Source organism: Kosakonia sp. N21 (genome assembly GCF_050587465.1).
GTDB lineage: Bacteria > Pseudomonadota > Gammaproteobacteria > Enterobacterales > Enterobacteriaceae.
In genome coordinates, this window is sequence record NZ_JBOBHR010000005.1 from 1 (window position 1) to 23,047 (window position 23,047).

Sequence of the window (23,047 nt, forward strand, 5' to 3'; positions counted from 1 at the left end):
TCCGGCGATGCCAGGTCCGGGACGGCATCCGGCACATGTTCAGCCGTCACAGGCCGGGAGACACGGGCATGTTCAGGCACAATCCCTCCTGTTATTTAACTGAAACAGCACGCTGATTTTTTAAGCGTAAATAAGGTTGTGCCAGTTGACAGCGACCAGCGGACGAAATCAGATATTTCATCTGATAATTGAAAATAATTAACGCAACCAGTCCCGGAAAAAAAAGAAAAAGAATGAACAGCAGGAATGAAGGAATTAAATAACAGCGCCATCATGATCGTTAATTTATTATTTTTTAATTTATGAGAATAGTGAGTAAATTTTATAAAAAACGAATAATAAGACACCCCGTGCGGTGATGAAAAAACGTGCTAAGAATACGCTCAGAAGCAATAAAACAAACATGCAAACAAAATATCATTTATAATGCCTGCGGTTTTAATACAGGTTCCATTATTATCAGGAGTAAGGTGATGAAAAAATCACCCCTAAATCTGCCCGCCGGTTATTTTGGTATCGTGCTGGGTATTATCGGGCTTGGCTTTTCCTGGCGCTTTGCCGCAACGATCTGGCCCGTCAGTGTTGTGCCCGCCACCACACTTATCCTCCTCGCCATCGTGATTTGGGCGGTACTGATGGTGGCCTTTCTTATCCGCCTGGTGCGCCATCGCCACACCCTGCGGGAAGAGATAACCCATCCGCTGAAAAGCAGCTTTGTGAGTCTGGCCCCGGCAACGTCTATGCTGGTGGCCATCGGCATTGTTCCGTGGAATTATCCCCTCGCATTCGCGCTTTTTGTAGTGGCCGTTACGGTACAACTCGCCTACTCCGCCTGGCAAACGGCCGGGTTGTGGCGCGGTAAACACCCGAAAGAAGCCACTACGCCAGGCTTGTATTTGCCGACGGTCGCCAACAATTTTATCAGCGCCATGGCCTGCGGCGCGCTGGGTTTCAACGATGTCGGGCTCCTGTTTCTTGGCGCGGGGCTGTTTTCCTGGCTGAGCCTGGAACCTGCAATTTTGAGCCGGATGCGCAATCTGGACGAGATGCCTCCCGCAGTGCGTACGTCGCTGGGCATTCAAATGGCGCCGGCGTTTGTCGCCTGTAGCGCCTGGTTAAGCGTCAATGGCGGCGAGGTGGATGTCTTCGCCAAACTGTTATTCGGTTATGGCCTGTTGCAAATGCTGTTTATGATCCGCCTGATCCCCTGGTACAGCGCGCAGGCGTTTAACCCGTCATTCTGGAGCTTCTCGTTCGGCGTCGCGTCGCTGGCCACCACCGCCATTAAAATGGGTCATGCCGCACCCGGCGGCGCGCTTTACTGGATGGCGTTCCCGCTGTTTATTGGCGCAAATCTGGTGATCGCGTTATTGATGGTGAAAACCTTTCTTCTGCTGATTCGCGGCAAGTTACTGGTTCGGGGATAACGACAGCGCGCCAGGTCTGTTCCGCCAGGCGCGCGGGTTTATTAAGGGCGGCGGAACAGCGCAATGCTGCGCCCTTCCAGTTCAAAATCGTGCTCGCTGGTGATAACGAACCCGTGTTTTGCCGTGTCCGCCGTGGTTAACTCCAGCAACCAGCCCCCTTCACCGATCTGCGGAATGCGAAACGGCACCGTCCCTTCGAAGGGATTAAACAGCATCAGCACGTCGTGCCAGATGCCCGGCGTCGTTTGCAGGTCAGGACGGCTGATGTAGACACCCAGCGTCGAGCCCTCATCCCACTGCTCGGGTAGCTGTTCGCCGCCGCCTGCGTTATACCACTGTATAACCAGACCATCGCGCCAGTTTGCCCGGCGCAGAAGCGGTTGCGACGCGCGAAGCGCAATCACCTGACGGGTAAATTCCAGCAGCAGTTCGCCATCCCCTTGCTGGGCATCCCAGTGGATCCAGGAAATGTCGCTGTCCTGGCAATAACCGTTATTGTTCCCCTGCTGGCTGCGACCAAACTCATCCCCGGCCAGCAACATCGGCGTCCCGTGGGAAAAGAACAACGTTGCGAGGAAATTGCGTTTTTGCCGCTCACGCACAACATGAATGCCGTCATCCTCCGTTATCCCTTCGGCACCGTAGTTGTACGAACGGTTATCATTGTGCCCGTCCTTATTCTCCTCGCCGTTGGCTTCATTGTGTTTTTCGTTGTACGACACCAGGTCGTTTAACGTAAAACCATCGTGCGCGGTGATAAAGTTGACGCTCGCCCACGGGCGACGCCCGCGCTGATCGTACAAGTCACCGGATCCCAGCAAACGGGCGGCGAAATCCGTCGATACGTTATCGCCTTTCCAGTATTCCCGCAGCGTGTCACGGTATTTGTCATTCCACTCCGCCCAGCCCGGCGGGAAGCCGCCCACCTGATAACCGCCCGGACCAATATCCCAGGGTTCACCAATCAGCTTCAGTTTCGACAACAGCGGATCCTGCGTCATGGCATCGAAAAAACCACCGCGCTGGTCAAACCCTTCCGGCTCACGACCGAGGATCGTGCCTAAATCAAAGCGGAAGCCGTCGATATGCATGGATTCAGCCCAGTAACGCAGCGAATCCATGATCATTTGCAACACTCTGGGGTGGGACGTATTGACCGTGTTGCCCGTACCGGTGTCATTGATGTAATAGCGGTGTTGATCGGGCAGCGTGCGGTAATAGGAGAAGTTGTCGATCCCTTTAAAGGAGAGCGTTGGCCCCAGTTCATTACCTTCCGCCGTATGGTTGTAAACCACGTCGAGGATCACTTCGATACCCGCGGCATGAAACGCCCGCACCATATCGCGTACCCCCTGAATCCCCCGTGGCCCGTAATAGCGCGTCGCCGGGGCGAAGAAACCGAGCGTGTTATAACCCCAGAAGTTGCGCAGACCTTTGTCCAGTAAATGCTGATCGTCCGGAAACCAGTGCACCGGCAACAACTCAACAGCGGTAATACCAAGGCTTTTGATGTAATCCACCGACGCCGGGTGCCCCATCCCGTCGAACGTGCCGCGAAGTTCTGCCGGCAACAAGGGGTTTAGCTGCGTAAATCCTTTTACATGCGTTTCGTATATCACGGCCTGTGGCCACGCAATGGCGGGTCGCGCCTGATCCTGCCAGTCAAAGGCGAAGGGATCGATAACCCGACAGCGGGGCGTAAACGGCGCGCTATCCTGCGTATCAAACGTCAGGTCTTTATCTTCATGCCCCAGTTCGTAGGCGTAATGGGCAGCGTTCCACTGAATGTCGCCGACAATCTCGCGGGCATAGGGGTCAATCAACAATTTGTGAGGGTTAAAGCGGTGCCCGTTTTGTGGATCAAACGGGCCATGCACCCGGTAACCGTAGAGCGCGCCAGGTTGCAGGCCGGGAACATAGCCGTGCCAAATCTCATGGGTGTTTTCCTGGAGATCCAGCCGGGCTATCTCGTTCTTACCGCTGGGATCATACAAACAGAGTTCCACGCGATGCGCATGGGCGGAAAACAGGGCGAAATTGACGCCTTCGCCGTCGAAGTTTGCACCAAGTTGTTGACCATGCCCTGCCGTGATGTAAAAGCGTTTATCGTCAGACATAGCGTCCTCTTTATCGCCTGTAAAGCCGCACCTGACGCAACAATTGCGAATCGCGCCTTTTTCTTTTATCCACGGACCGACACTGCGCAGCGCTGCGCCGTCACGAGAACAATCATAGACGATAATTCGACTGGCTTAAGGCAAGCCGCCCGACGCCATCACGCACGCCGGGCGGTAAGAGGGTTACTGCTGCTGTTTTTCTTCCGCCGCTTCGACTTCACGGTACCAGCGGGGATGGTGTTTCTTCGCCCAGCGTCGGCTGACTTTGCCTTCAATCATTCCTTTGATTGAACCTTTCACCCAGAACGCCATGTACATATGCACCAGAATAGCGAGTATCAGGACGATCGCCGATGTTGCATGCGCCAAAAGGCTCCAGCGGATCATCCAGATGGGGAAAAAGTGGGCAAAATAAGGCCGCCAGATAATCACGCCCGTCGCCAGTAGCAGCGAAATCATGCTCATAATGGTCCAGAACATCATTTTCTGCCCGGCGTTATATTTGCCGACATCCGCCACCTTGTGCTCATTGCCTTTCAGCACTTCGACAATGCCTTTGATCCACGGCAGATCCTGACGGTCAGGAATGTTGTGATGCACAAAGCGCACAAACATAAACATCAGGATCAGGAAGATAAGCACGCCGAAAAACGGGTGCAAAATCCGCCCCATCTGCGGCGTACCAAAGGTTTGCGTCAGCCATTGCAGCGTCGGGAAAAACAGCGCAATACCGGACAACGCCACCAGGAAGAAACAAATCACCACCGTCCAGTGGCATGCGCGATCAATAAACGTCGTGCGCAGGATCATCTTGCTCTTACTCTTACTCATGCGCATCCTCCTCGTCATCATCCGTCTCTTTATTCGGACCGATACCGATATAGTGGAACAACAGCCCGGCGAAAGTGGTCATGAAACCGACAGCGGCGAGCGGTTTCAGCACGCCTTTCCACAGATTAACCGGCACATCAATCTTCGGTTCAGCAGGCAGATTGTGGTACAGCTCCGGTTGATCGGCATGGTGCAGCACATACATCACATGCGTACCGCCCACACCCTGCGGGTTATACACGCCCGCATGCGGATAACCGCGCTTTTTCAGCTGCGCAACCCGCGCCTCGCCCAGCTCCAGCATCTCGGCTTTGGTACCAAAATGGATAGCGCCTGTCGGGCAGGTTTTTACGCAGGCCGGCTCCTGACCCACGCTGACGCGATCGACGCACAGCGTGCATTTATAGACCCGGTTATCCTCCGGGTTAAGACGCGGAATGTTAAACGGACACCCGGCAATGCAGTAACCGCAGCCAATGCAGTGTTCGGACTGAAAATCCACAATACCGTTGGCATACTGCACGATTGCCCCCGCAGACGGGCAGGCTTTCAGGCAACCCGGTTCAGCGCAGTGCATACAGCCATCTTTGCGGATCAGCCACTCCAGCTTGTCATTCTGCGTGGTTTCGCTAAAACGCATCACCGTCCAGGATTTGGCGCTCAAATCCAGCGGGTTGTCATACACCCCGGCGCAGTAGCCCACCTCATCGCGAATGTCGTTCCATTCTGAACAGGCCACCTGGCAGCCTTTGCAGCCGATACAGGTCGAGACGTCGATCAGTTTGGCGACTTCCGCGCGGAAGTCTCTCGCCTGCGGCGGCGGCGTCAGGCCGTTGGTCGCCGAGCGTTTGATAATGTCTTGTGATTGCATGGACATAATTTCGTTTCCTTACGCCTTCTCGACATTGACTAAAAACGCCTTATATTCCGGCGTTTGCGAGTTCGCATCCCCGACGGACGGTGTCAGCGTATTGGCGAGGAATCCTTTGCGCGTCGCGCCTTCAAACCCCCAGTGGCACGGAATACCGATGGTATTCACCTGACGCCCGTCGATGGTCAGCGTTTGCAGACGTTTGGTGACCACCGCTTTGGCTTTGATAAAGCCGCGTTTCGACATCACTTTCACGGTGTCTCCCGCCAGAATCCCCTTCTCCTGCGCCAGCGTTTCACCGATCTCGACAAACTGATCCGGTTGGGCGATGGCATTCAACCGCGCATGCTTGGTCCAGTGGCGGAACAGCTCGGTGATGGAGTACGTGGTGGCGACATACGGGAAGGCGTCTGCTTTGCCCATATTGGCGATATCATCCTGGAAGATGCGCGCCACCGGGCTTGAGATCACCGCCGGGTGCAGCGGGTTCGTTCCGATGGGTGATTCAATCGGTTCGTAGTGCTCCGGGAACGGGCCGTCGTTCATTTTGTCGATAGAGAACAGACGCGCGACCCCTTCCGGGTTCATGATAAACGGCCCGACATGGCTGTCCGGCGCGGCCTGGCTGTAATCGGCAACGTCCATCCCCGTCCAGCGCTGACCATCCCAGTGCAGCAATGCGCGTTTCGCGTCCCACGGTTTGCCCGACGGATCCGCTGAGGCACGGTTGTAGAGAATGCGGCGGTTGGCAGGCCATGACCATGCCCAGCCCGGCGTGCAACCCAGGCCATAGGGATCGCTGTTATCGCGGTTCGCCATCTGGTTGCCGCGCTCTGTCCAGCTTCCGCAATAGACCCAACAGAAACTGCTGGTAGAGCCGTCGGCGCGTAACTGGGCAAAGCTGCTGAGCTGTTCACCTTTTTTGGCAATCAGTACACCTTTGTCGTCGTACAGATCGCGCAGGGCGCGGCCATTGGCTTCACGGGCGATCTCTTCCGGGTGCGGGTCGCGCGGATCGTGATAATCCCAGGACATATTGAGCAACGGTGCCGGGTTCGCCCCGCCTTCCTGCTGGTAGAGTTCACGCAGGCGCATAAACAGACGACCGAGAATTTTGCCGTCATGCAGCGCTTCTCCCGGTGGTTCCGCCGCTGCCCAGTGCCACTGCAACCAGCGCCCGGAGTTGGCGATGGAGCCATCTTCTTCCGCAAAGCAGGAAGACGGCAAACGGAACACTTCGGTCTGGATGTCCGCCGGGTTAACGTCGTTCATCTCGCCGTGGTTCTGCCAGAAGGTGGAAGACTCCGTCACCAACGGATCAATAACCACCATGTATTTCAGCTTCGCTAACGCGCGGGAAGATTTGTTTTTGTCCGGGAACGCGGCCAGCGGGTTAAAGCCCTGCACGATATAACCGTTGATTTTCCCTTCCAGCATCAGCTCGGCCTGGGTCATCACGTCGTACAGACGGTCCCATTTTGGCAGCCAGTCGTAACCCCAGTTGTTCTCTGCGGTGGCGCGATCGCCCCAGAAACTCTTCATCATGCTGACAAAGAATTTGGGCGTGTTTTGCCAGTAGTTCACTTCATTGAGCCCCAGCGAAGGCGGCGTGATTTGTGAAATATAGGTCTGGTAGTCGGGCTGTTTTTCCGACGGCAGCGGCATATAGCCGGGCAGGTTCGTTGAGAGTAAACCTAAATCGGTATACCCCTGAATGTTGGAGTGACCGCGAAGGGCGTTCACCCCACCGCCCGCCATCCCGATATTCCCCAGCAGCAGTTGCAGCATCCCGGCGGCACGAATGATTTGCGCCCCTGCGGAGTGGTGCGTCCAGCCAAGCGCATAGAGAATGGTTGCCGTGCGATCCGGTACGCTGGTGCTGGCAAGCAGGCTGCACACATGGGTGAAATCTTTCACACTGGTGCCGCACAGACGGCTGACCATTTCCGGCGTATAACGCGCAACGTGGGCTTTCAACAGATTCCATACACAGCGTGGATGGCTCAGCGTGTCATCCCGCAGCGCATTGCCCTGGGCGTCGAGCTGATAGAACCAGCTTGCTTTGTCATACTGGCGTTTTGCCTTGTCGTAACCGCTGAACAACCCGTCATCAAAGGCGTAATCATCGCGGATAATCAGGCTGGCGTTGGTGTAATGACGCACGTACTCATGCTGGATCTGGTCGTGTTCAATCAGGTAACGAATCGCCCCCAGCAAAAAGGCGGTATCTGAACCGGCGCGGATCGGCGCGTAAAAATCCGCCACGGCGGCGCTGCGGTTAAAGCGCGGGTCAACCACCACCACCGTGGCGTCATTTTGGGTCTGGGCTTCAATCACCCATTTAAACCCGACCGGGTGCGCTTCGGCGGCGTTCCCGCCCATGATCAGCACCACGTTGGCGTTTTTGATGTCCACCCAGTTGTTGGTCATCGCACCGCGCCCGAAGGTCGGCGCCAGCGCCGCAACGGTGGGCCCGTGGCACAAACGCGCCTGGCAATCGATCGCCACCATCCCCAGCGCACGGGTAAATTTACCGTCGAGGATCCCCGTTTCGTTGCTGGCTGCGGAAGAGCACAGCATGCCGGTGGTGGTCCAGCGGTTGACCGTTACGCCCTGGGCATTTTTTTCAATAAAGTTGGCGTCACGATCCTGTTTCATTAAGCGGGCAATACGCTCAATGGCGTCATCCCAGCTAATACGCTGCCATTTATCCGATCCGGGTGCGCGATATTCCGGATACTGCAAACGGTTTTCGCTGTGAATATAATCAAGCACGCCTGCGCCTTTCGGGCACAGTGAACCACGGCTGACGGGATGATCGGCATCACCTTCAACGTGGTAAATACTTTCGCGGACATTTTTCGCATTATCGCCAAGACTGTACATCAGCATGCCGCAGCCCACTGAGCAGTAAGTACAGTTATTTCGCGTCTCTTTTGCTTTTAAGAGTTTGTATTGACGTGTTTCCGCCTGAACGGAAAAAGAAGATAAAAATCCGAGAGATGCAACAGTTGTTCCTGCCATACCGCCCGCGCAGATCCGAAAGAACTGTCTCCGGCTGAGATCCATTTAACCTCCAGCTTAAACTTAAGACGTGAAAAGGGACGGAGATTATAAGGATATTTATGCGGCTTAACCATTATCCATTTATGGTTATTTTTGCGGGTAATTCGGGGGAGAGGGTTATTTAACTTAAGTTAGCGGCAGAGGTTATCCTCTGCCGGTTTATTAACGCGTTGCATTAAATATTGCGGTACCGATTCGGGCAATGGCGTCATTACTTTGCGCCAGCGTTGCTTTGGTATCCGTTATATAAATCGTTACGATACGAGGTTTATTTTTGTGTGGCCAGACGATGCTGATAATAGAGCGCGAACCATTGGCGCCGGCTCCGGTTTTATCGCCAATCTCCCAGCCGGCTGGCAACACCGAGCGCAGCAGCGGGTTGGCCACTTTATCGTCGCGCATCCACTGCACCAGTTGCGCGCGGGAGCCCGGCGTTAACACATCCCCCAGCGCCAGCTTTTGCAGGGTCTGGCTCACCGCGAGCGGCGTGGTGGTATCGCGTAAATCGCCCGGAATAGAGCTGTTCAGCTCGGGTTCATAGCGATCCAGCCGCGTGACACTGTCACCCGAAGCCGCAATAAACTGCGTTATCGCCGCCGGGCCGCCGAGCTTTTTCGTCACCAGGTTGGCCGCCGTATTGTCACTGACACTGACGGCCGCGCTGCACAGCTGTTGCCAGCTCATGGTCGCTGGCGCGACGAATTTGTTGGTGACCGGTGAATACTCCACCAGCTCGCTTTGGCTGAACTGGGTGGTGTCATTCAGCGACAATTCACCTTTGTCGGCTTTACTCAACAACGCTCCACACAGCAGCGCTTTATAGGTGCTGTTCAGCGGGAAGCGTTCATTACCGCGATAGCTCACCGTTTCTCCGCTGGCGATATCCACCACCGCAATACCAATACGCGCACCTAAATGCGCTTCCTGCAAGCGGGCAACCGCCGTCAGCGTCGCGCTATCGATGGTGGCGGCATTCGCGGCGCAAACGCCAAACAACAGCAGAGAACAGAGGGATTTCTTCGGGAAAAACATAGGTATAATCCTTTACAGTGTTTAACGTTAGCGACCGGCATAACAGAGTGCAAAGCATGTACAACACCGCAATAGTGTACCGAAATTTTGGCGACCCATTGGTGCGTTTACAAAGTGAAACGCGCGACATGGAGCCACTGGCGGCAGAAAATATGCGCGTCAAAATGACGCTTGCGCCGGTGAATGCTTCCGATTTGATCCCGGTGACGGGCGCGTACCGCCACCGAATCACCTTGCCCGCGATTGCAGGCTATGAAGGCGTGGGCGTGGTCACGCAGGCACCGGCATCTGCGGCGCATTTAGTGGGGAAACGGGTATTGCCCCTACGCGGTGAAGGAACATGGCAGCAGTATGTTGATTGCCCGGCGGCCTTCGCCATTGCCGTGCCGGAGGAGATCGACGATACGCTTGCCGCCAGAGCATATATCAACCCGCTGGCGGCGCTGCTGATGCTGCAACACTATCCCCCCGTCGGCAAACATGTCGTCGTGACGGCGGCAGGGTCGGACTGCGCAGGTTTTCTCGCGCAGTGGGCCTTACAACAGGGCGCACTGAGCGTGACCGGCATTTATCGCTCGGCGATCCATGCTGACAGACTGGCGGCCAGCGGCATCAAACCGCTGGCGGAAACCGAAACCGCCGCCATTGCGCAGGCGGCCAGCAATGCGGAAGTGGTGTATGACGCCACCGGCGGCGCACTGGCGCAACACCTGCTGGACGCCATGCCGCATAGCGGGCAATTTATCAGCTACGGCCTGCTCTCCGGCCAGCCGTTCTCTCTTCGCCAGCGTTTGCCGGTGGTGCACTGGTTTCATGTCCGTCATTATCTTGACGCGCTTCCCGCGCCCCAGTGGCAGGAGACGTTCCGCACGCTCTGGGCGCACCTGCGCCACAGTCGCGTCAGCGACGCCGAACTGTTCGATCTGCACCAGTGGCAAGCGGCCGTGCGCTTCTACCAGACGCCCGGCAGAACCGCCAAACCGCTGCTGGCGATGCGCTAATCCCGATCGGCGGAGTAAGCCACCTCGCGCTGGCGTTCAATCTCCTGCCACCGTGCGGAAAGCGACGCCGTCAGATGGTGGTAAGCGAGGCTGCCAAGCGGCACTCTGAACGGTGGCTGTGGTATTTCCACCGCGCTGATCAGGGCGTCAACCGTGCGTTCAGCGTCGCCTTTAATATCAAATGCACCGCTGGCGATCGCCCGTCGCACCTCGCCCGCCGGTGTTTCATCGTAGACGGCAAGCGGGGGGGCATGATCCAGCCCCTGACCAAACCCGGTCGCTGTCGGGCCGGGTTCTGCGATCACAATATCGATGCCAAAAGGTTTCACTTCCTGGGCAACCGACTCCAGAAACCCTTCAATACCCCATTTACTGGCATGGTAAAGGCTAAAATTCGGGTAGGCCACCTGCCCGCCTTCCGAGGAGATCTGAACAATCCGCCCGCTGTTCTGCGCACGCAACCACGGCAATACTGCGCGCACCAGCTGAATCGACCCGGTCAGATTGGTGGCAATCTGCCGTTCGATTTGCGCATCGCTCACCTCTTCCGCCGCGCCAAACAGACCATAACCGGCATTGCTCACCACATAATCAATATGGCCGCAGGCGGTAAAGGCGGCCGTCAGCGCATCGCGCATGGTGGGCGTGTCCGTCATATCAAAACAGCACACGGTTAACCGTTCACCATAGCGCGCGTGCAGTTCGTCCAGCGACTGTGGGCGGCGAACGCACGCCACAACCTTATCACCCCGCGCTAACAGCTTGCGCGTCATCAACAATCCAAGACCGGAGGAGGCTCCGGTAATCAGCCAGCTTTTCATCGCATACCTCGTCGTTAACTCAACGTCCGTTAGCGTAAGCCGTCGCCGGTGCTATGATAAGCCACAACAATGCGCATGCTATGGTGAGAAACTTTCAACAATGAAACCGCCCGCTCTGAGTGATTTAAACGCCTTCGTGCTGGTTGCCCGGCATCGCAGTTTTCAGCGTGCCGCCAATGAACTGGGGGTTTCCCGTTCCGCACTCAGCCACGCGATGCGTTCGCTGGAAAGTCAGCTAAACGCCCGATTACTGCACCGCACCACCCGCAGCGTCTCGCTCACACAGCATGGCGCAGCGCTGTTGCAACGGTTACAACCGCTGTTGAACGAACTGGACGACGTGCTCGATGCCACGCGTCTTGGTGCGCAGACACTGAGCGGAACATTGCGGATCAATGCCAACGAAGGCGGCGCGCGCTGGTTGTTACAGCATGTCGTGGAAGGATTTCTGCATACGCATCCGCATGTGACGCTGGATCTGGTCACCGAAGGCCGGTTGGTGGACATTGTGGCGGAAGGGTTCGATGCGGGGGTGCGTCTGGCGGAAGCCGTACCTCAGGATATGATTGCCGTGCCGTTTGGCGGCCCGATTCGTTTTATTGCCATTGCCTCGCCGGGCTATCTCAGCCAGGCCGGAACACCGCAAACACCGCAGGATCTGCACCAGCACCGCTGCATTTGCCAGCGCCTTCCTGGCGGCAAGCGCTACCGCTGGGAATTTATGGACCATCACAAACCGCTGTTAGTGGATGTGCCCGGAAATCTGTGTCTGGATAACAGTGCGCTGATGGTTGAAGCGGCGGTCAAAAGCCTCGGCATTGCCTTTGTGCCGGAGCCTTACGCCCGCCAGGCCATCGCACAGGGAGACGCCGTGTGGGTGCTGGAGTCCTGGTGCCCTCCCATTGAAGGGCTGTGCCTTTACTACTCCAGCCACCGCCAGATCCCGGCAACGTTGCAGGCGTTTATTACGGCGCTACGCGAAGCGGGTTAGCCGCCTGTGGTTTACAGCGTGTGAGCGAACTGCAACCAGCCCAGAACAACCACGCCCGCCGCCGAGACGAACAATAACAGGTCTCTGAAACCCGGTCGGTTCTTACGCATGGTGTGCGCGAGCGTGTCGCAGTGCAGCGTATTCTCAGCAAGTTGTTGCTCCAGCGCGGCCAGTTTACGTTCTATCCCCTCCGCTCTGTTTTTTACCGCCGCCAGTTCGCTTTCGCACTGATTCACCTGCCGGGTATGCGTCTCGCTATTCGTTTCCAGTTCATCAAGTTGCTCAACCAGACGTTGATACAGGCGCTGCTGCTGCGCCAGATCGCGCTGAAAAGCACTGAGCTGATCATGGTGTGTTTCCAGCGTTCGGGCGTGCTCTTCAACCTGGTTTGCCTGCGCGAGCTTATCTTCGACCTGCTCTTTCAGATGCTCCAGCAGCAACGTGAAGTTTTCCCGCACGCTCAGATCAAAAGCGCTGTCGTTCGATTCCAGATCCTGCAATTTGTCCACAATTGCGGCATGAAACCCTTTCAGCGCCTGGTTTTTCTCTGCGTTGATCTGCAACAGGCAGCGCAACACTTCCTGCGTCACGCTGAGGCTACCGCCAAGGCTTGCAATCATACCGGCCAAATCGGTGTCATTTTGCGTCGTGATAGAGCCCGTCCAGCGACTAAAAAAACCGCGTTCATTAAAGGCGGCGACTTCGCCCTGCACATCTTTCGTCTTCTCGAACTCGTCGTTCAGACGCAGGAGCAACGCATCAATATTGTGACGAAAGTGGGCAACGGGATGCTGGCGCGCGGGAATGGCTGGCAATAAAGCAGTCACATTACTGTCCTTTTAATTTGGCTAAATCATCGGCAATGGAAAAACGCGTCAGTTTTACCACCCGCGACTGAAGTTGTTGCGTTTGCGCGCGCGTCTCATCAATAAACGCCACGGATGAACGGGCATATGCCGTGATTTCCGTCAGCAGGTTTTCATTGGCTTCCATATTTGCCAGCAACTGCTGATGTGTTTTACGCCCTGCCTCAATAAATTGCGGCTCGGTATTGGCGACCAGCGTTAAGACCTGCGGCACAAATGACGACAAATAGTGGCTGGTCACACCAAAGCCAATCGCGCACAGCAATGAAGAGATATAGGGCGCAAAAGGCGCAAGCGGTGCAAATAACCCCGTAATGCCGGACTCGATAATCGGCTCCAGCGCATCCCAGAAGATCAGAACGCCGCTGGTAATAATGATCTCGGAGGCTTTATCAATCATCTGCTGGCGCGTCATCGTTTTCGCGCCTTTTACCAATGCCATCGCCGACATGCCCAGTTCGTAGATATTTTTCGCCAACTGGTAGATTTTACCGATCGCCTGACTCAGCGCGTTAAGCACGAATTCAAAGATGCCTTTCAGAATCGACAGCGGGGCTTCGATGTACTGCTTAATGACACCCCAGACCGAATCAAGAAAGCGCGTTAATCGAACGCGAAGCAGCGCTTTTGAGGTGATAAACAGATCCACCATTTCATCTTTCAGCGCCTTGATCATGGTGGTGGCAAGCCGTTCGAACACGTCCCATCCGACATTCAGCACGGCTTCTTTCGCCGCGCCGACAGCAAGGGTAGCGGCGCTGTCCAGCTTGTCCTTCATTTTTTTCGCTTCAATGTTGGAACGGGTGCCCTGCTCGTTTTTCAGTTCCTCTTTTTTATTCACCGGCGGCATTTCCGTTTTCAGGATATGCGCTTCAATCGCCGCCGCCGTTTCAACCGAATCGACGCTGATAAATTTTACCGTGCACCCTTCGCTGAACTCGTCAGCCAGCTTATAGGGCGTTCCGTTTCGTTCGGCTTGTTTATTTTCATTTAAATGACCGGCAATCCAGCGCGTGCGTAATTTGGCCGCATCACCAATATATTGCGCCACGCCCTCTTTATTAAAAACGACATACACCCCCGGCGTGTCGGGAACATTTTTCAGCCCATCGGCCACACCGTTTGTGACGGTAAATTCACCATCAAATTTCATGGAGGCGATCGATGAAATACCGTGGCTGAATGTCTTAACAATTAGTTCTTTCCAGTTCACCCCACGGTTGGCGACTGCCAGTACGCTTTGCGCAGACGTTGCTTCCAGGGTGTCTGCCACGGTGACGGCTATTTTGGGGTTGTTCGCCCCCGGTTGAGAATTCCGTTTATTGCGGTAACCCGCCACCAGTTTTCGGGTGACATTATCGACGGTTTTATCAATGATCGCGTTGGCCAGAGGATCCAGCGTCTGTAATTGCGGATACGCTTCCTGAAGCGGTAATGAAGAGAGATCAGACATAGGCTGTGTGAACCTTTATTGTCATTCATGTGTAATCAATGTGCCGTTATGCAAATGGCATAACGAAAATAAGTCCTTCAGCTTACGCCATTTGTTCACGTAACACAGCTATCAGTTCCCGTAGCCCGTCTCCCCCGGATGACGCGTCACCCATCGAAGGAGACCGTTGCTGAAGGTATTATGCTTCCCCGTCCCAGTAATCCACGCCCTCGCCGTTAAAATCCACCCGGCGGAAGGTGTCGCGCCCGTCAACCCGGGCGCGGGCGAGAAATTTATCTGCATCGGGGTACTCGCAAATTTCCGGGCTTTCCAGGGTACTGATGGAGAGGTAACGCAGAAGCTGATCGGACGTATTAATGATCTGATGCGGCCAGTTTTTACCCGGCGGAATGCAGATAACGTCGCCCTCTTTAATGGCGCGGTGCTCATCGCCAATGCGCAAGGTGCCGCTACCGTTAAGCACGATAAACATCTCCTCCTGCGCATGGTGTAAATGGAACGGGCACGCGCGTTTGCCCGGCGGCAAAATATCTATTGATGCGCCAAGCTTGCTGGCAGCGGTGCCTTTGGTCAGCGATCCCCCGCGCGATTCGTACAACGGCGGGCGGACAAAGGTCTCCATCTCAATCTCGTTAAAATTGCGGATAACAAAGGGCGGCAGCGTTTTGTCGTTCATACAGGGTTCCTGAAAAAAGCGTTCCCTTCAGTATTGAAACACCCCATTCTGCCTGTCAATGTCCTCCGCCAGCATGGCGTGGAAGATTTTGGTCGCCAGCGACAGCGTGCGTTGACGCGGCAGACAGAGGTCCACTTTCACTTTTCCCATCAGCGGATCCGCCAACGGTACCGCAACAAAGTGTTCATACCCGGTGCTGTCGTTCACATTCCGTTGCGGCAGGATGATCAGCGCATTCCCCTGCAATGCCAGCGCTTTCTGCACTTCGAGCGAACTGGCGATATAACACAAGTCAAAATGCAGATTCTCCCGCCGGGCGGCAGACTCCAGCAGTTGCCGCACCGAATAGTTGGCCGGAGGGATCGCCAGCGGGTGGTGCACAATCTCTTTCAAGGTCAACGCGCTTTTACCCGCCAGGGGGTGGCGTGCCGACATCAGCACCTTATGTTGTAATTCGCAACTGTGAGTCACCTGCAATTCCGCACTGACCGGCATATAAAAGGTCAGCGCCAGATCCGCCTGCCCGGAGAGAAGCTGTTCAGCGACGTGCGGCGCACTGCCGATCTCGATTTCAAACGACACGCGCGGATGATGCTGGCGAAACCCGGCGATCGCCGGTGCGATAAACGCCGAAATCAGGCTTTCTGCGGCACAAATACGTACCGTGCCGGAGACGACGCTTTGCACCGTGGCGATACGCTCTTTTACCGAATCCAGCTCACGCAACGTCGCGTCCACCGCCTGAGCAAGAAATTCGCCCTCGCGCGTTAAGCGAATACCGCGGGGCGTACGCTCAATTAAGGGCGCGCCGTAGTGATGTTCCAGCAAATCAATTTGCCGCGTGACCGCACCCGGTGCGACAAATAATTTATCCGCCGCATCGCGTAATGACGTCGACTTCGCCACCTGGCTAAAATAGCGCAATGCACGTAATTGCATCCGGCGGCCCCCCCGAAATGTGGTCTCTGAGCGTTTTACCTTATTATGGGTCGCCCGGTTCTGACAATCGTTGCTCACTACGGTAGCAAAATCGATAAATATGCACTGCAATCAGGCATGGCTGACCATTATTGTGCAGACGGCCCTCCTCTTTTCTCGCCAGAAATATAAAACAGTTTATTTATCATCAGGATGTTTTTCGCCCCGCAACACATTATTTATGACATCTGAAACAGAGAAAGCACATTTTAAGTGCACGTCTGTCTGCTTTAATTACCCATAAAAATTACCAGTAAACATCAGGTAAAATAAAACAAATAAATATCAACAAGATAAAAACAAAGATATTATTTTCTTATTGTTCAACCCTTCGCGAAGTGCATACTTTTTTTACGCACCGCCCCCGGACAATTGTGATAGTGATTGCCCTTCCTGCTTGCTATATCTCTGGCTGTGTCTCTCACCGTTTAATTTGACTGAACAGCTTGAGGAAGACCTGAATATGGCAAATGAAACAGAATACAGCGCGCAGAAACCCAAAGCTTCGCGCAAAGAAGTGATTGCCGTTGTCCTTGGCGCGGCCGTGGAATTTTTTGACTTTAGCGCTTATGCCACCTTCGCGGTGATGATCGGTAATGTCTTTTTCCCGTCAGATAATCCCTTTACCCGGCTTTTATTATCGGTTTCCGTTTTTGGCATCGGTTTTATTGTGCGCCCGCTTGGCGCGATTTTTATTGGCAGCTATGCCGATCGCGTTGGGCGCAAACCGGCCATGTTATTGACCATGGTGTTTATGACCATCGGGACTGGCGGCCTGGTATTCCTGCCCGGCTATGAAACCATTGGCATCGCGGCCCCTGTTCTGCTGGTGCTGGTGCGCATGTTGCAGGGGCTGGCCTGGGGAGGTGAAGCCGGCCCGGCCACCACGTTTATTATGGAAGCCGCGCCGCAGGGTAAGCGGGCGTTCTATACCAGCTGGCAGATTGTGGCGCAGGGGCTGGCGGGCATCAGCGCGGGCGTGATTGGTTATACGTTGACGCAGGTGCTGTCGCCGGAACAGTTAGCCGCCTGGGGTTGGCGGATCCCCTTCGCCTTCGGTTTGCTGATCCTGCCGATTGCCATTTACCTGCGCCGCCACTTACGTGAAACGTACGCCTCGGAAAACACCACCGCAACGCAATCCACTGGCAGCCTGCTGGGAGAGGTCTTCAAAAATTACCGGGGGCTGGTGCTGGTGGGTATCTTTATTCTCTCCGGCAGCACTATCACTCAGTATTTCCTCAATTATATGACCACCTACGCACTCAATGAGCTGGCGTTCGCGCCCGGCAGCGCCATGGCGTCCACCATTCTGATTGGCGTCTGCGTGGTGGTGTTTTCACTGGTTGGCGGCTGGATGGCAGATCGTTTTGGGCGAAAAGTGACCATTATTGCACCCCGGCTGATTTTGCTGGTCTTGTTGCTGCCGGGACTGGAAATCATCAATACCTGGCGTAGCGAGGCGGTGTTTTACAGCGTGATCACCGTCTTTGCCGCGCTGCAATGCATCAGTGGTTCCGGCGTGCTGGTCGTGCTGTGCGAAAACTTCCCGAAATATGTCCGCTCCACCGGTTTCTCGATTGCCTTTGCCTTCGGCATCACCTTGTTTGGCGGCACCGCGCAAATCGTTTTCTCGTGGCTCATAAAATGGACCGGCGACCCTGTTTCACCGGGTTATTACCTTATCGCCGCCAATATTCTCTGCCTGTGCGCCACCGTGTTGCTGAAAGAGCGTAAAAAGATGCCGCAACCCGCACTCACGCGTCGCCGCTCCACCGTTCAGCCATAAGGAGGCACACATGACAACAGTAATGACATGGCGGGAATGGGCCGCCCATGATGCCACGGCACTGGCCGAACGCGTCAGCCAGGGCGATATCAGCGCGACAGAGCTGGCGCAGCAAGCGCAGGCGGCGGTAGAGAAAATCAACCCACACATCGGTTCGGTGGTCGAACTGTTTGATGATGCGATTGCCGCTCCCGAGACAGACGGTACCGCGCTGGAGGGCCCCTTCAGGGGCGTACCTTTCCTGATGAAAGATCTGGGCCCCGGCGTTAAACATCGCTTACAGGAACAAGGCTCGAAATTTCTGCAGGGTTATCGCGCCAGCGAAGACGCCTTCCTGACGTCGCAAATTCGCGCCGCCGGGCTGAACATTATTGGTCGCACCACCACGCCGGAGTTTGGCGTGTGCGGTTCCGTGGAAAACCCGGCGATCTACGTCACCCGTAACCCGTGGAACCCGCATTACACCACCTTTGGCTCCTCGGCAGGCGCCTGCGCCTCCGTCGCCGCTGGCGTGGTGCCGCTGGCGCATGCCACCGATGGCGGGGGATCAATTCGTATTCCGGCGGGTTCCCATGGCCTGATCGGCCTGAAAAGTTCCCGCGGCGTGTTGTCGATCGCCCCGGCGCTCTCCGATATCACCGGCTATGTCTCGACGCAGGGTTGCGTCAGCCGCAGCGTGCGCGACACCGCGCGGTTTATTGATAGCTGCCGCGGCGGTGCACCAGGGGAGTTTATGCCTTACTGGGAGAGCAAACAGCCCTACACGGAGATGATTAAGCGGGATCCGCAACCGCTGCGTATCGCCGTTTCCCATGAATGGGGCCAGTACCATGCCGATACGCATTTTGTCGGCGAACTGGAGCGCACAGTACGCTTGCTGGAAGAGCTGGGCCATCAGGTGGAATGGGTCACGCCGTCGGTGAATTTTGAGCAGGCCTTTACGGCACAAACCACCTGTTATATCAGTAACTTTGCCCAGTTCATTCAACGCATGCTGGAAAAAAGGGGACTGACTGCGCCGCCAGAGGATCAGATCGAGCCGATTAATCTCCGTATCTGGCAAAAAGGGGTGAATATGTCCTACAGCGAACGCTGGAAAATGCAGGATGCGTTTAACACTGTGTCGCGGGATTTGGGGCGATTCTTTCAGCAGTGGGATGTGATCCTCACGCCAACCTTCGCCAAACCCACGCCGCTGTTAGGCGAGAAAAAGTACCTCACGCTCAGCGACAACCCGGACGTTATGGACTGGTTTTACACCCTGTGGGCGATCTTCTCTTATACCCCGCTTGCCAGCCTGACCGGCACCGCCGGGATCTCTGTCCCGCTGGCCTGGCAATCTTCCGGCATTCCGCTGGGTATGCATTTCCAGACCCGTCAGGGTAACGACGGTATGTTGTTACAACTCGCCGCACAACTGGAACGCGCGCTGGGCGGCAGTTTTAACACGAACCGCGCGCCGCAGGTTCACGTGAGCGGTTAACCCGGGCATTCGCCGGATGGCGGCAGCGCCATCCGGCACGCAGTTTATTCTCCCGCCCGTCGCTGATACTGCGCAAAGCGCTGCTTCGCATCCTGTTCGGTTTGCTCAAACAGTTGCCCGGCAAGCTCAGGCGATGTCCGCGCCAGCGAGGCATAGCGCACTTCGCCCATCAGGAACTCACGGAAATCCTCTTCCGGCTCTTCAGAGTCGAGCATAAACGGATTCTTGCCCTTCGCTGCCAGTTGCGGATTGTATCGCCATAAGTGCCAGTAACCGGACTCCACCGCCCGTTTGGCTTCACGCATGCTGCACCCCATCCCGGCTTTCAGACCATGATTAATGCAGGCGGCATACGCGATCACCAGCGACGGCCCGGGCCAGGCTTCCGCTTCGGCAAGCGCCCGTAAGGTTTGCGCTTTATCCGCGCCCATGGCGATCTGCGCGACATACACATTGCCGTAGCTCACCGCCATCATGCCAAGATCCTTTTTGCGCGTGCGTTTGCCTTCTGCGGCAAATTTGGCAATCGCCGCCACCGGCGTCGCCTTCGACGACTGGCCGCCGGTATTGGAGTAAACCTCGGTATCAAACACCAGAATATTCACGTCCTCGCCGGAAGCGAGCACATGATCCAGTCCGCCAAAACCAATGTCGTACGCCCAGCCATCGCCGCCGAGGATCCACTGGGAACGCCGGGTGAAATAGTCGCGGTTTTGATACAGCCGGTTAAGCAGAGCGTTATCGCCTTTCTCCTGCGCCAGCAGCGCGCTCAGGTGTTCGCTACGCTCGCGGCTGCCCTCGCCACTCTCTTTATGCTCCAGCCATGCGCACAGCGCCTGCTGCAATCCGTTACTGACCGGCGCGGTCAGCGCTGCGGTCACGTCGCTGGCGATTTGCTCACGTATCGCCCGACCGCCCAGCATCATCCCTAAGCCAAATTCGGCATTATCTTCAAACAGCGAGTTGGCCCAGGCGGGCCCCTGGCCTTTGTGGTTGGTGGTCCACGGGATCGACGGCGCGCTCGCGCCCCAGATGGAGGAGCAGCCGGTGGCATTGGCGATCATCATCCGATCGCCAAACAACTGGGTGATCAGCCGGGCATACGGTGTCTCGCCGCAGCCTGCACACGCGCCGGAGAACTCCAGCAGCGGCGTTTCAAACTGGCTGCCCTTGACCGTGGTTTTGTTAAATGGATTGGCTTTTGGCGACAGTCCCAGCGCATGATCCCAGATAGCCGCCATATGCCGCTGGCTCTCCAGCGGCTGCATACTCAGCGCTTTGCCCTTCGCCGGGCAGATATCCGCGCAGTTGCCGCAGCCGGAGCAATCCAGCGGTGAAATCGCCAGATGGTATTCATACTCTTTCGCCCCCTGCGCGGGCTTACTCAGCAGCGCCGTCGGTGCAGATTCGCGTTCGTCCGTATCGAGCAGCGCCGGGCGCACCGCGGCATGCGGGCAGATAAACGCGCACTGATTACACTGGGTACAACCCTCCGGTTGCCAGACCGGCACTTGCAGGGCGATGCCGCGTTTCTCCCAGGCGGCGGTGCCGGGTGGAAAGGTGCCATCTTCCATGCCGATAAACGCGCTGACCGGCAGTGTGTCGCCATTCTGACGGTTCATTGGCTCGAGGATGTCGCGGATGAAATCCGGCAGCAGCCGGGTATCCGCAGGCCGTTCCTCCTCCAGCGTCGCCCAGCGTTCCGGCACCATCACTTCGTGAATCGCCTCCATCCCCAGATCGATGGCGGCGTTGTTCATCTCGACAACTTTTTGCCCTTTACGCCCGTACGATTTTTCTACCGCCTGTTTCAAATAATCTGAGGCGGTTTGCGGATCGATAATCCCCGCCAGCTTAAAAAATGCCGACTGCATCAGCATATTGAAGCGCCCGCCCAGCCCCAGTTTGCGCGCAATATCCACCGCATTCAGGGTGTAAAAACGGATGCCCTGGCGGGCAATATAACGCTTCATGCTGTTGGGCAGGTTCGCCTCCAGATCCTCGCCAAACCAGGTACAGTTCAGCAGAAAGGTTCCTCCGGGGTTTAACCCCTCCAGCAGGTCATATTTATCGACGTAGGATTGCTGTGAACAGGCGATAAAATCAGCTTTGTGGATCAGATACGGCGAGGTGATGGGACGCTCACCAAAGCGCAAATGGGAGACGGTAATGCCGCCGGATTTTTTCGAATCGTAGGCAAAGTAGGCCTGCGCATACATTGGCGTTTTATCGCCGATAATTTTGATGGCGCTTTTGTTGGCGCTGACCGTGCCGTCTGAACCCAGCCCCCAGAATTTACAGGCGGTGATCCCTTCGCGGGAGACCTGCACATCCTGCATGGGCAACGGCAACGAAGTGTGGGTGACGTCGTCGAAAATACCCACCGTAAAACCGTCCTTCGGCAGCGGTTTTTTCAGGTTTTCAAACACCGACACAATATGCCCCGGCAACACATCTTTGCCCCCCAGCGCATAACGGCCGCCCACAATCAGCGGCGCGTTGTCGTGGTGGTAAAAGGCGTTTTTGACATCCAGGCATAAGGGTTCGGCCTGCGCACCCGGCTCTTTCGTGCGATCGAGCACCGCAATACGCTTCACGCTCTGCGGGATGCTGGCAAAAAAGTGCGCCAGCGAAAACGGGCGAAACAGATGTACCGTCACCAGTCCGACTTTCTCTCCGCTGTCGATCAGCGCATCCACCACTTCAGAAATGGTGTCGCACACCGACCCCATAGCAATGATGATTTGTTCAGCGTCTTCCGCGCCGTAATAATCAAACAGGTGATATTCGCGCCCGGTGATGGCGGCGATCTCCGCCATATAACCTTCAACGATATCCGGCAGCGCCGCATAGTAGCGGTTGGCCGCTTCGCGCTCCTGAAAATAGATATCGGGGTTTTGCGCCGTACCGCGGATCACCGGGTGATCGGGGTTAAGGGCGTTGCGGCGAAAACGGTCCAGCGCTTCAGTATCCAGCAGCGGGGCCAGCTCGTCATACTCCAGAACCTCGATTTTCTGGATCTCATGAGAGGTGCGAAAACCGTCAAAGAAGTTGATAAACGGCACGCGACCTTTGATGGCCGCCAGATGCGCCACCGCCGAGAGATCCATCACCTGCTGCACATTGCTCTCCACCAGCATGGCGCAGCCCGTCTGGCGAACGGCCATCACATCCTGATGATCGCCAAAAATGTTCAGCGAATTGGCCGCCAGCGCCCGGGCGCTCACATGAAACACCCCCGGCAACAGTTCTCCGGCGATTTTATACAGATTGGGGATCATCAGCAGTAACCCTTGCGAGGCGGTATAGGTGCTGGTCAGCGCCCCGGCCTGTAACGCACCGTGCACCGCCCCGGCCGCCCCGGCTTCGGATTGCATCTCCATTAACCGTACCGGCTGACCAAACAGGTTTTTCTTACCGGCGGCGGCCCATTCATCCACGTTTTCCGCCATTGGCGTGGAGGGGGTGATGGGGTAAATCGCCGCGACATCGGTAAAGGCATAGGCGATCCATGCCGCCGCGGCGTTGCCATCCATTGTTTTCATCTTTCCGGACATTGCTCGTTCCTCGAATGTGAGAGGCCTGGTCAGCGGACTATTGCACAGCCTGTGCCAGCTCATTTATTCGTGGAAATACAAGCCATTA

General features: G+C 56.1%; 16 protein-coding genes. 5 read left to right on the top strand and 11 right to left on the bottom strand.

What is annotated here, in order from left to right; genetic code table 11:
- Positions 1 to 473: 473 nt before the first annotated feature.
- Positions 474 to 1,427 carry a dicarboxylate transporter/tellurite-resistance protein TehA gene (gene tehA, locus ACQ3G7_RS13145; protein ID WP_430890144.1) on the top strand — a complete coding sequence of 318 codons (954 nt, stop codon included), beginning with the start codon at positions 474 to 476 and terminating at the stop codon, positions 1,425 to 1,427.
- A 41-nt stretch (positions 1,428 to 1,468) separates the two neighbouring features.
- Here the strand turns inward: tehA and glgX are convergent, their stop codons facing one another.
- The 5 genes from glgX to bla all read right to left on the bottom strand — a co-directional run bounded on the left by glgX (position 1,469) and on the right by bla (position 9,344).
- Positions 1,469 to 3,544 carry a glycogen debranching protein GlgX gene (glgX, locus tag ACQ3G7_RS13150; RefSeq protein WP_430890145.1) on the bottom strand — a complete coding sequence of 692 codons (2,076 nt, stop codon included), beginning with the start codon at positions 3,542 to 3,544 and terminating at the stop codon, positions 1,469 to 1,471.
- Positions 3,545 to 3,727: 183 nt separating this feature from the next.
- Positions 3,728 to 4,375, bottom strand: a complete 648-nt coding sequence (fdnI, locus tag ACQ3G7_RS13155) for a formate dehydrogenase-N subunit gamma (protein ID WP_430890146.1) — start codon at positions 4,373 to 4,375, stop codon at positions 3,728 to 3,730.
- Positions 4,368 to 5,252, bottom strand: coding sequence for a formate dehydrogenase subunit beta (gene fdxH / locus ACQ3G7_RS13160; protein WP_263096641.1), 885 nt, complete (start codon positions 5,250 to 5,252; stop codon positions 4,368 to 4,370). The genes fdnI and fdxH overlap by 8 nt, the downstream gene beginning before the upstream one ends.
- Before the next feature lie 12 nt (positions 5,253 to 5,264).
- Entirely contained in the window at positions 5,265 to 8,315 is a 3,051-nt protein-coding gene (fdnG, locus tag ACQ3G7_RS13165; protein ID WP_430890147.1) for a formate dehydrogenase-N subunit alpha, read from the bottom strand.
- Between the two features lie 159 nt (positions 8,316 to 8,474).
- A complete protein-coding gene (gene bla, locus ACQ3G7_RS13170; RefSeq protein ID WP_430890148.1) occupies positions 8,475 to 9,344 on the bottom strand; it encodes a class A beta-lactamase in 870 nt (289 codons plus the stop codon).
- A 56-nt stretch (positions 9,345 to 9,400) separates the two neighbouring features.
- On the opposite strand from bla, the gene ACQ3G7_RS13175 reads away from it, so the two are divergent.
- Entirely contained in the window at positions 9,401 to 10,345 is a 945-nt protein-coding gene (locus tag ACQ3G7_RS13175) for a zinc-dependent alcohol dehydrogenase family protein (protein ID WP_430890149.1), read from the top strand.
- Here the strand turns inward: ACQ3G7_RS13175 and ACQ3G7_RS13180 are convergent.
- Positions 10,342 to 11,166, bottom strand: coding sequence for an SDR family oxidoreductase (locus ACQ3G7_RS13180; RefSeq protein WP_430890150.1), 825 nt, complete (start codon positions 11,164 to 11,166; stop codon positions 10,342 to 10,344). The genes ACQ3G7_RS13175 and ACQ3G7_RS13180 overlap by 4 nt on opposite strands.
- 100 nt (positions 11,167 to 11,266) lie before the next feature.
- Between ACQ3G7_RS13180 and ACQ3G7_RS13185 the strand changes: the two genes are divergently transcribed.
- Positions 11,267 to 12,157 carry a LysR family transcriptional regulator gene (locus tag ACQ3G7_RS13185; protein WP_430890151.1) on the top strand — a complete coding sequence of 297 codons (891 nt, stop codon included), beginning with the start codon at positions 11,267 to 11,269 and terminating at the stop codon, positions 12,155 to 12,157.
- 11 nt (positions 12,158 to 12,168) lie between these two features.
- Here the strand turns inward: ACQ3G7_RS13185 and ACQ3G7_RS13190 are convergent, their stop codons facing one another.
- The 4 genes from ACQ3G7_RS13190 to ACQ3G7_RS13205 all read right to left on the bottom strand — a co-directional run bounded on the left by ACQ3G7_RS13190 (position 12,169) and on the right by ACQ3G7_RS13205 (position 16,091).
- Positions 12,169 to 12,984, bottom strand: a complete 816-nt coding sequence (locus ACQ3G7_RS13190) for a hypothetical protein (protein WP_430890152.1) — start codon at positions 12,982 to 12,984, stop codon at positions 12,169 to 12,171.
- Position 12,985: 1 nt separating this feature from the next.
- Positions 12,986 to 14,476, bottom strand: coding sequence for a GIY-YIG nuclease family protein (locus ACQ3G7_RS13195; RefSeq protein ID WP_430890153.1), 1,491 nt, complete (start codon positions 14,474 to 14,476; stop codon positions 12,986 to 12,988).
- Positions 14,477 to 14,654: 178 nt separating this feature from the next.
- A complete protein-coding gene (locus ACQ3G7_RS13200; RefSeq protein ID WP_430890154.1) occupies positions 14,655 to 15,152 on the bottom strand; it encodes a cupin domain-containing protein in 498 nt (165 codons plus the stop codon).
- 27 nt (positions 15,153 to 15,179) lie between these two features.
- On the bottom strand, positions 15,180 to 16,091 hold the full coding sequence (locus tag ACQ3G7_RS13205; protein WP_430890155.1) for a LysR family transcriptional regulator: 912 nt from the start codon (positions 16,089 to 16,091) through the stop codon (positions 15,180 to 15,182).
- A gap of 502 nt (positions 16,092 to 16,593) precedes the next feature.
- Here ACQ3G7_RS13205 and ACQ3G7_RS13210 point away from each other — a divergent pair.
- Together ACQ3G7_RS13210 and ACQ3G7_RS13215 are read left to right on the top strand one after the other, a co-directional pair.
- Positions 16,594 to 17,919 (top strand): MFS transporter, encoded by a 1,326-nt coding sequence (locus ACQ3G7_RS13210; RefSeq protein WP_263096658.1) that lies wholly within the window; start codon positions 16,594 to 16,596, stop codon positions 17,917 to 17,919.
- Positions 17,920 to 17,929: 10 nt separating this feature from the next.
- Positions 17,930 to 19,402, top strand: a complete 1,473-nt coding sequence (locus ACQ3G7_RS13215; RefSeq protein WP_430890156.1) for an amidase — start codon at positions 17,930 to 17,932, stop codon at positions 19,400 to 19,402.
- A 44-nt stretch (positions 19,403 to 19,446) separates the two neighbouring features.
- Here ACQ3G7_RS13215 and nifJ read toward each other — a convergent pair whose 3' ends face one another.
- Complete coding sequence (gene nifJ, locus ACQ3G7_RS13220; protein WP_430890157.1) at positions 19,447 to 22,959, bottom strand: pyruvate:ferredoxin (flavodoxin) oxidoreductase; 3,513 nt, start codon at positions 22,957 to 22,959, stop codon at positions 19,447 to 19,449.
- Positions 22,960 to 23,047 lie beyond the last annotated feature (88 nt).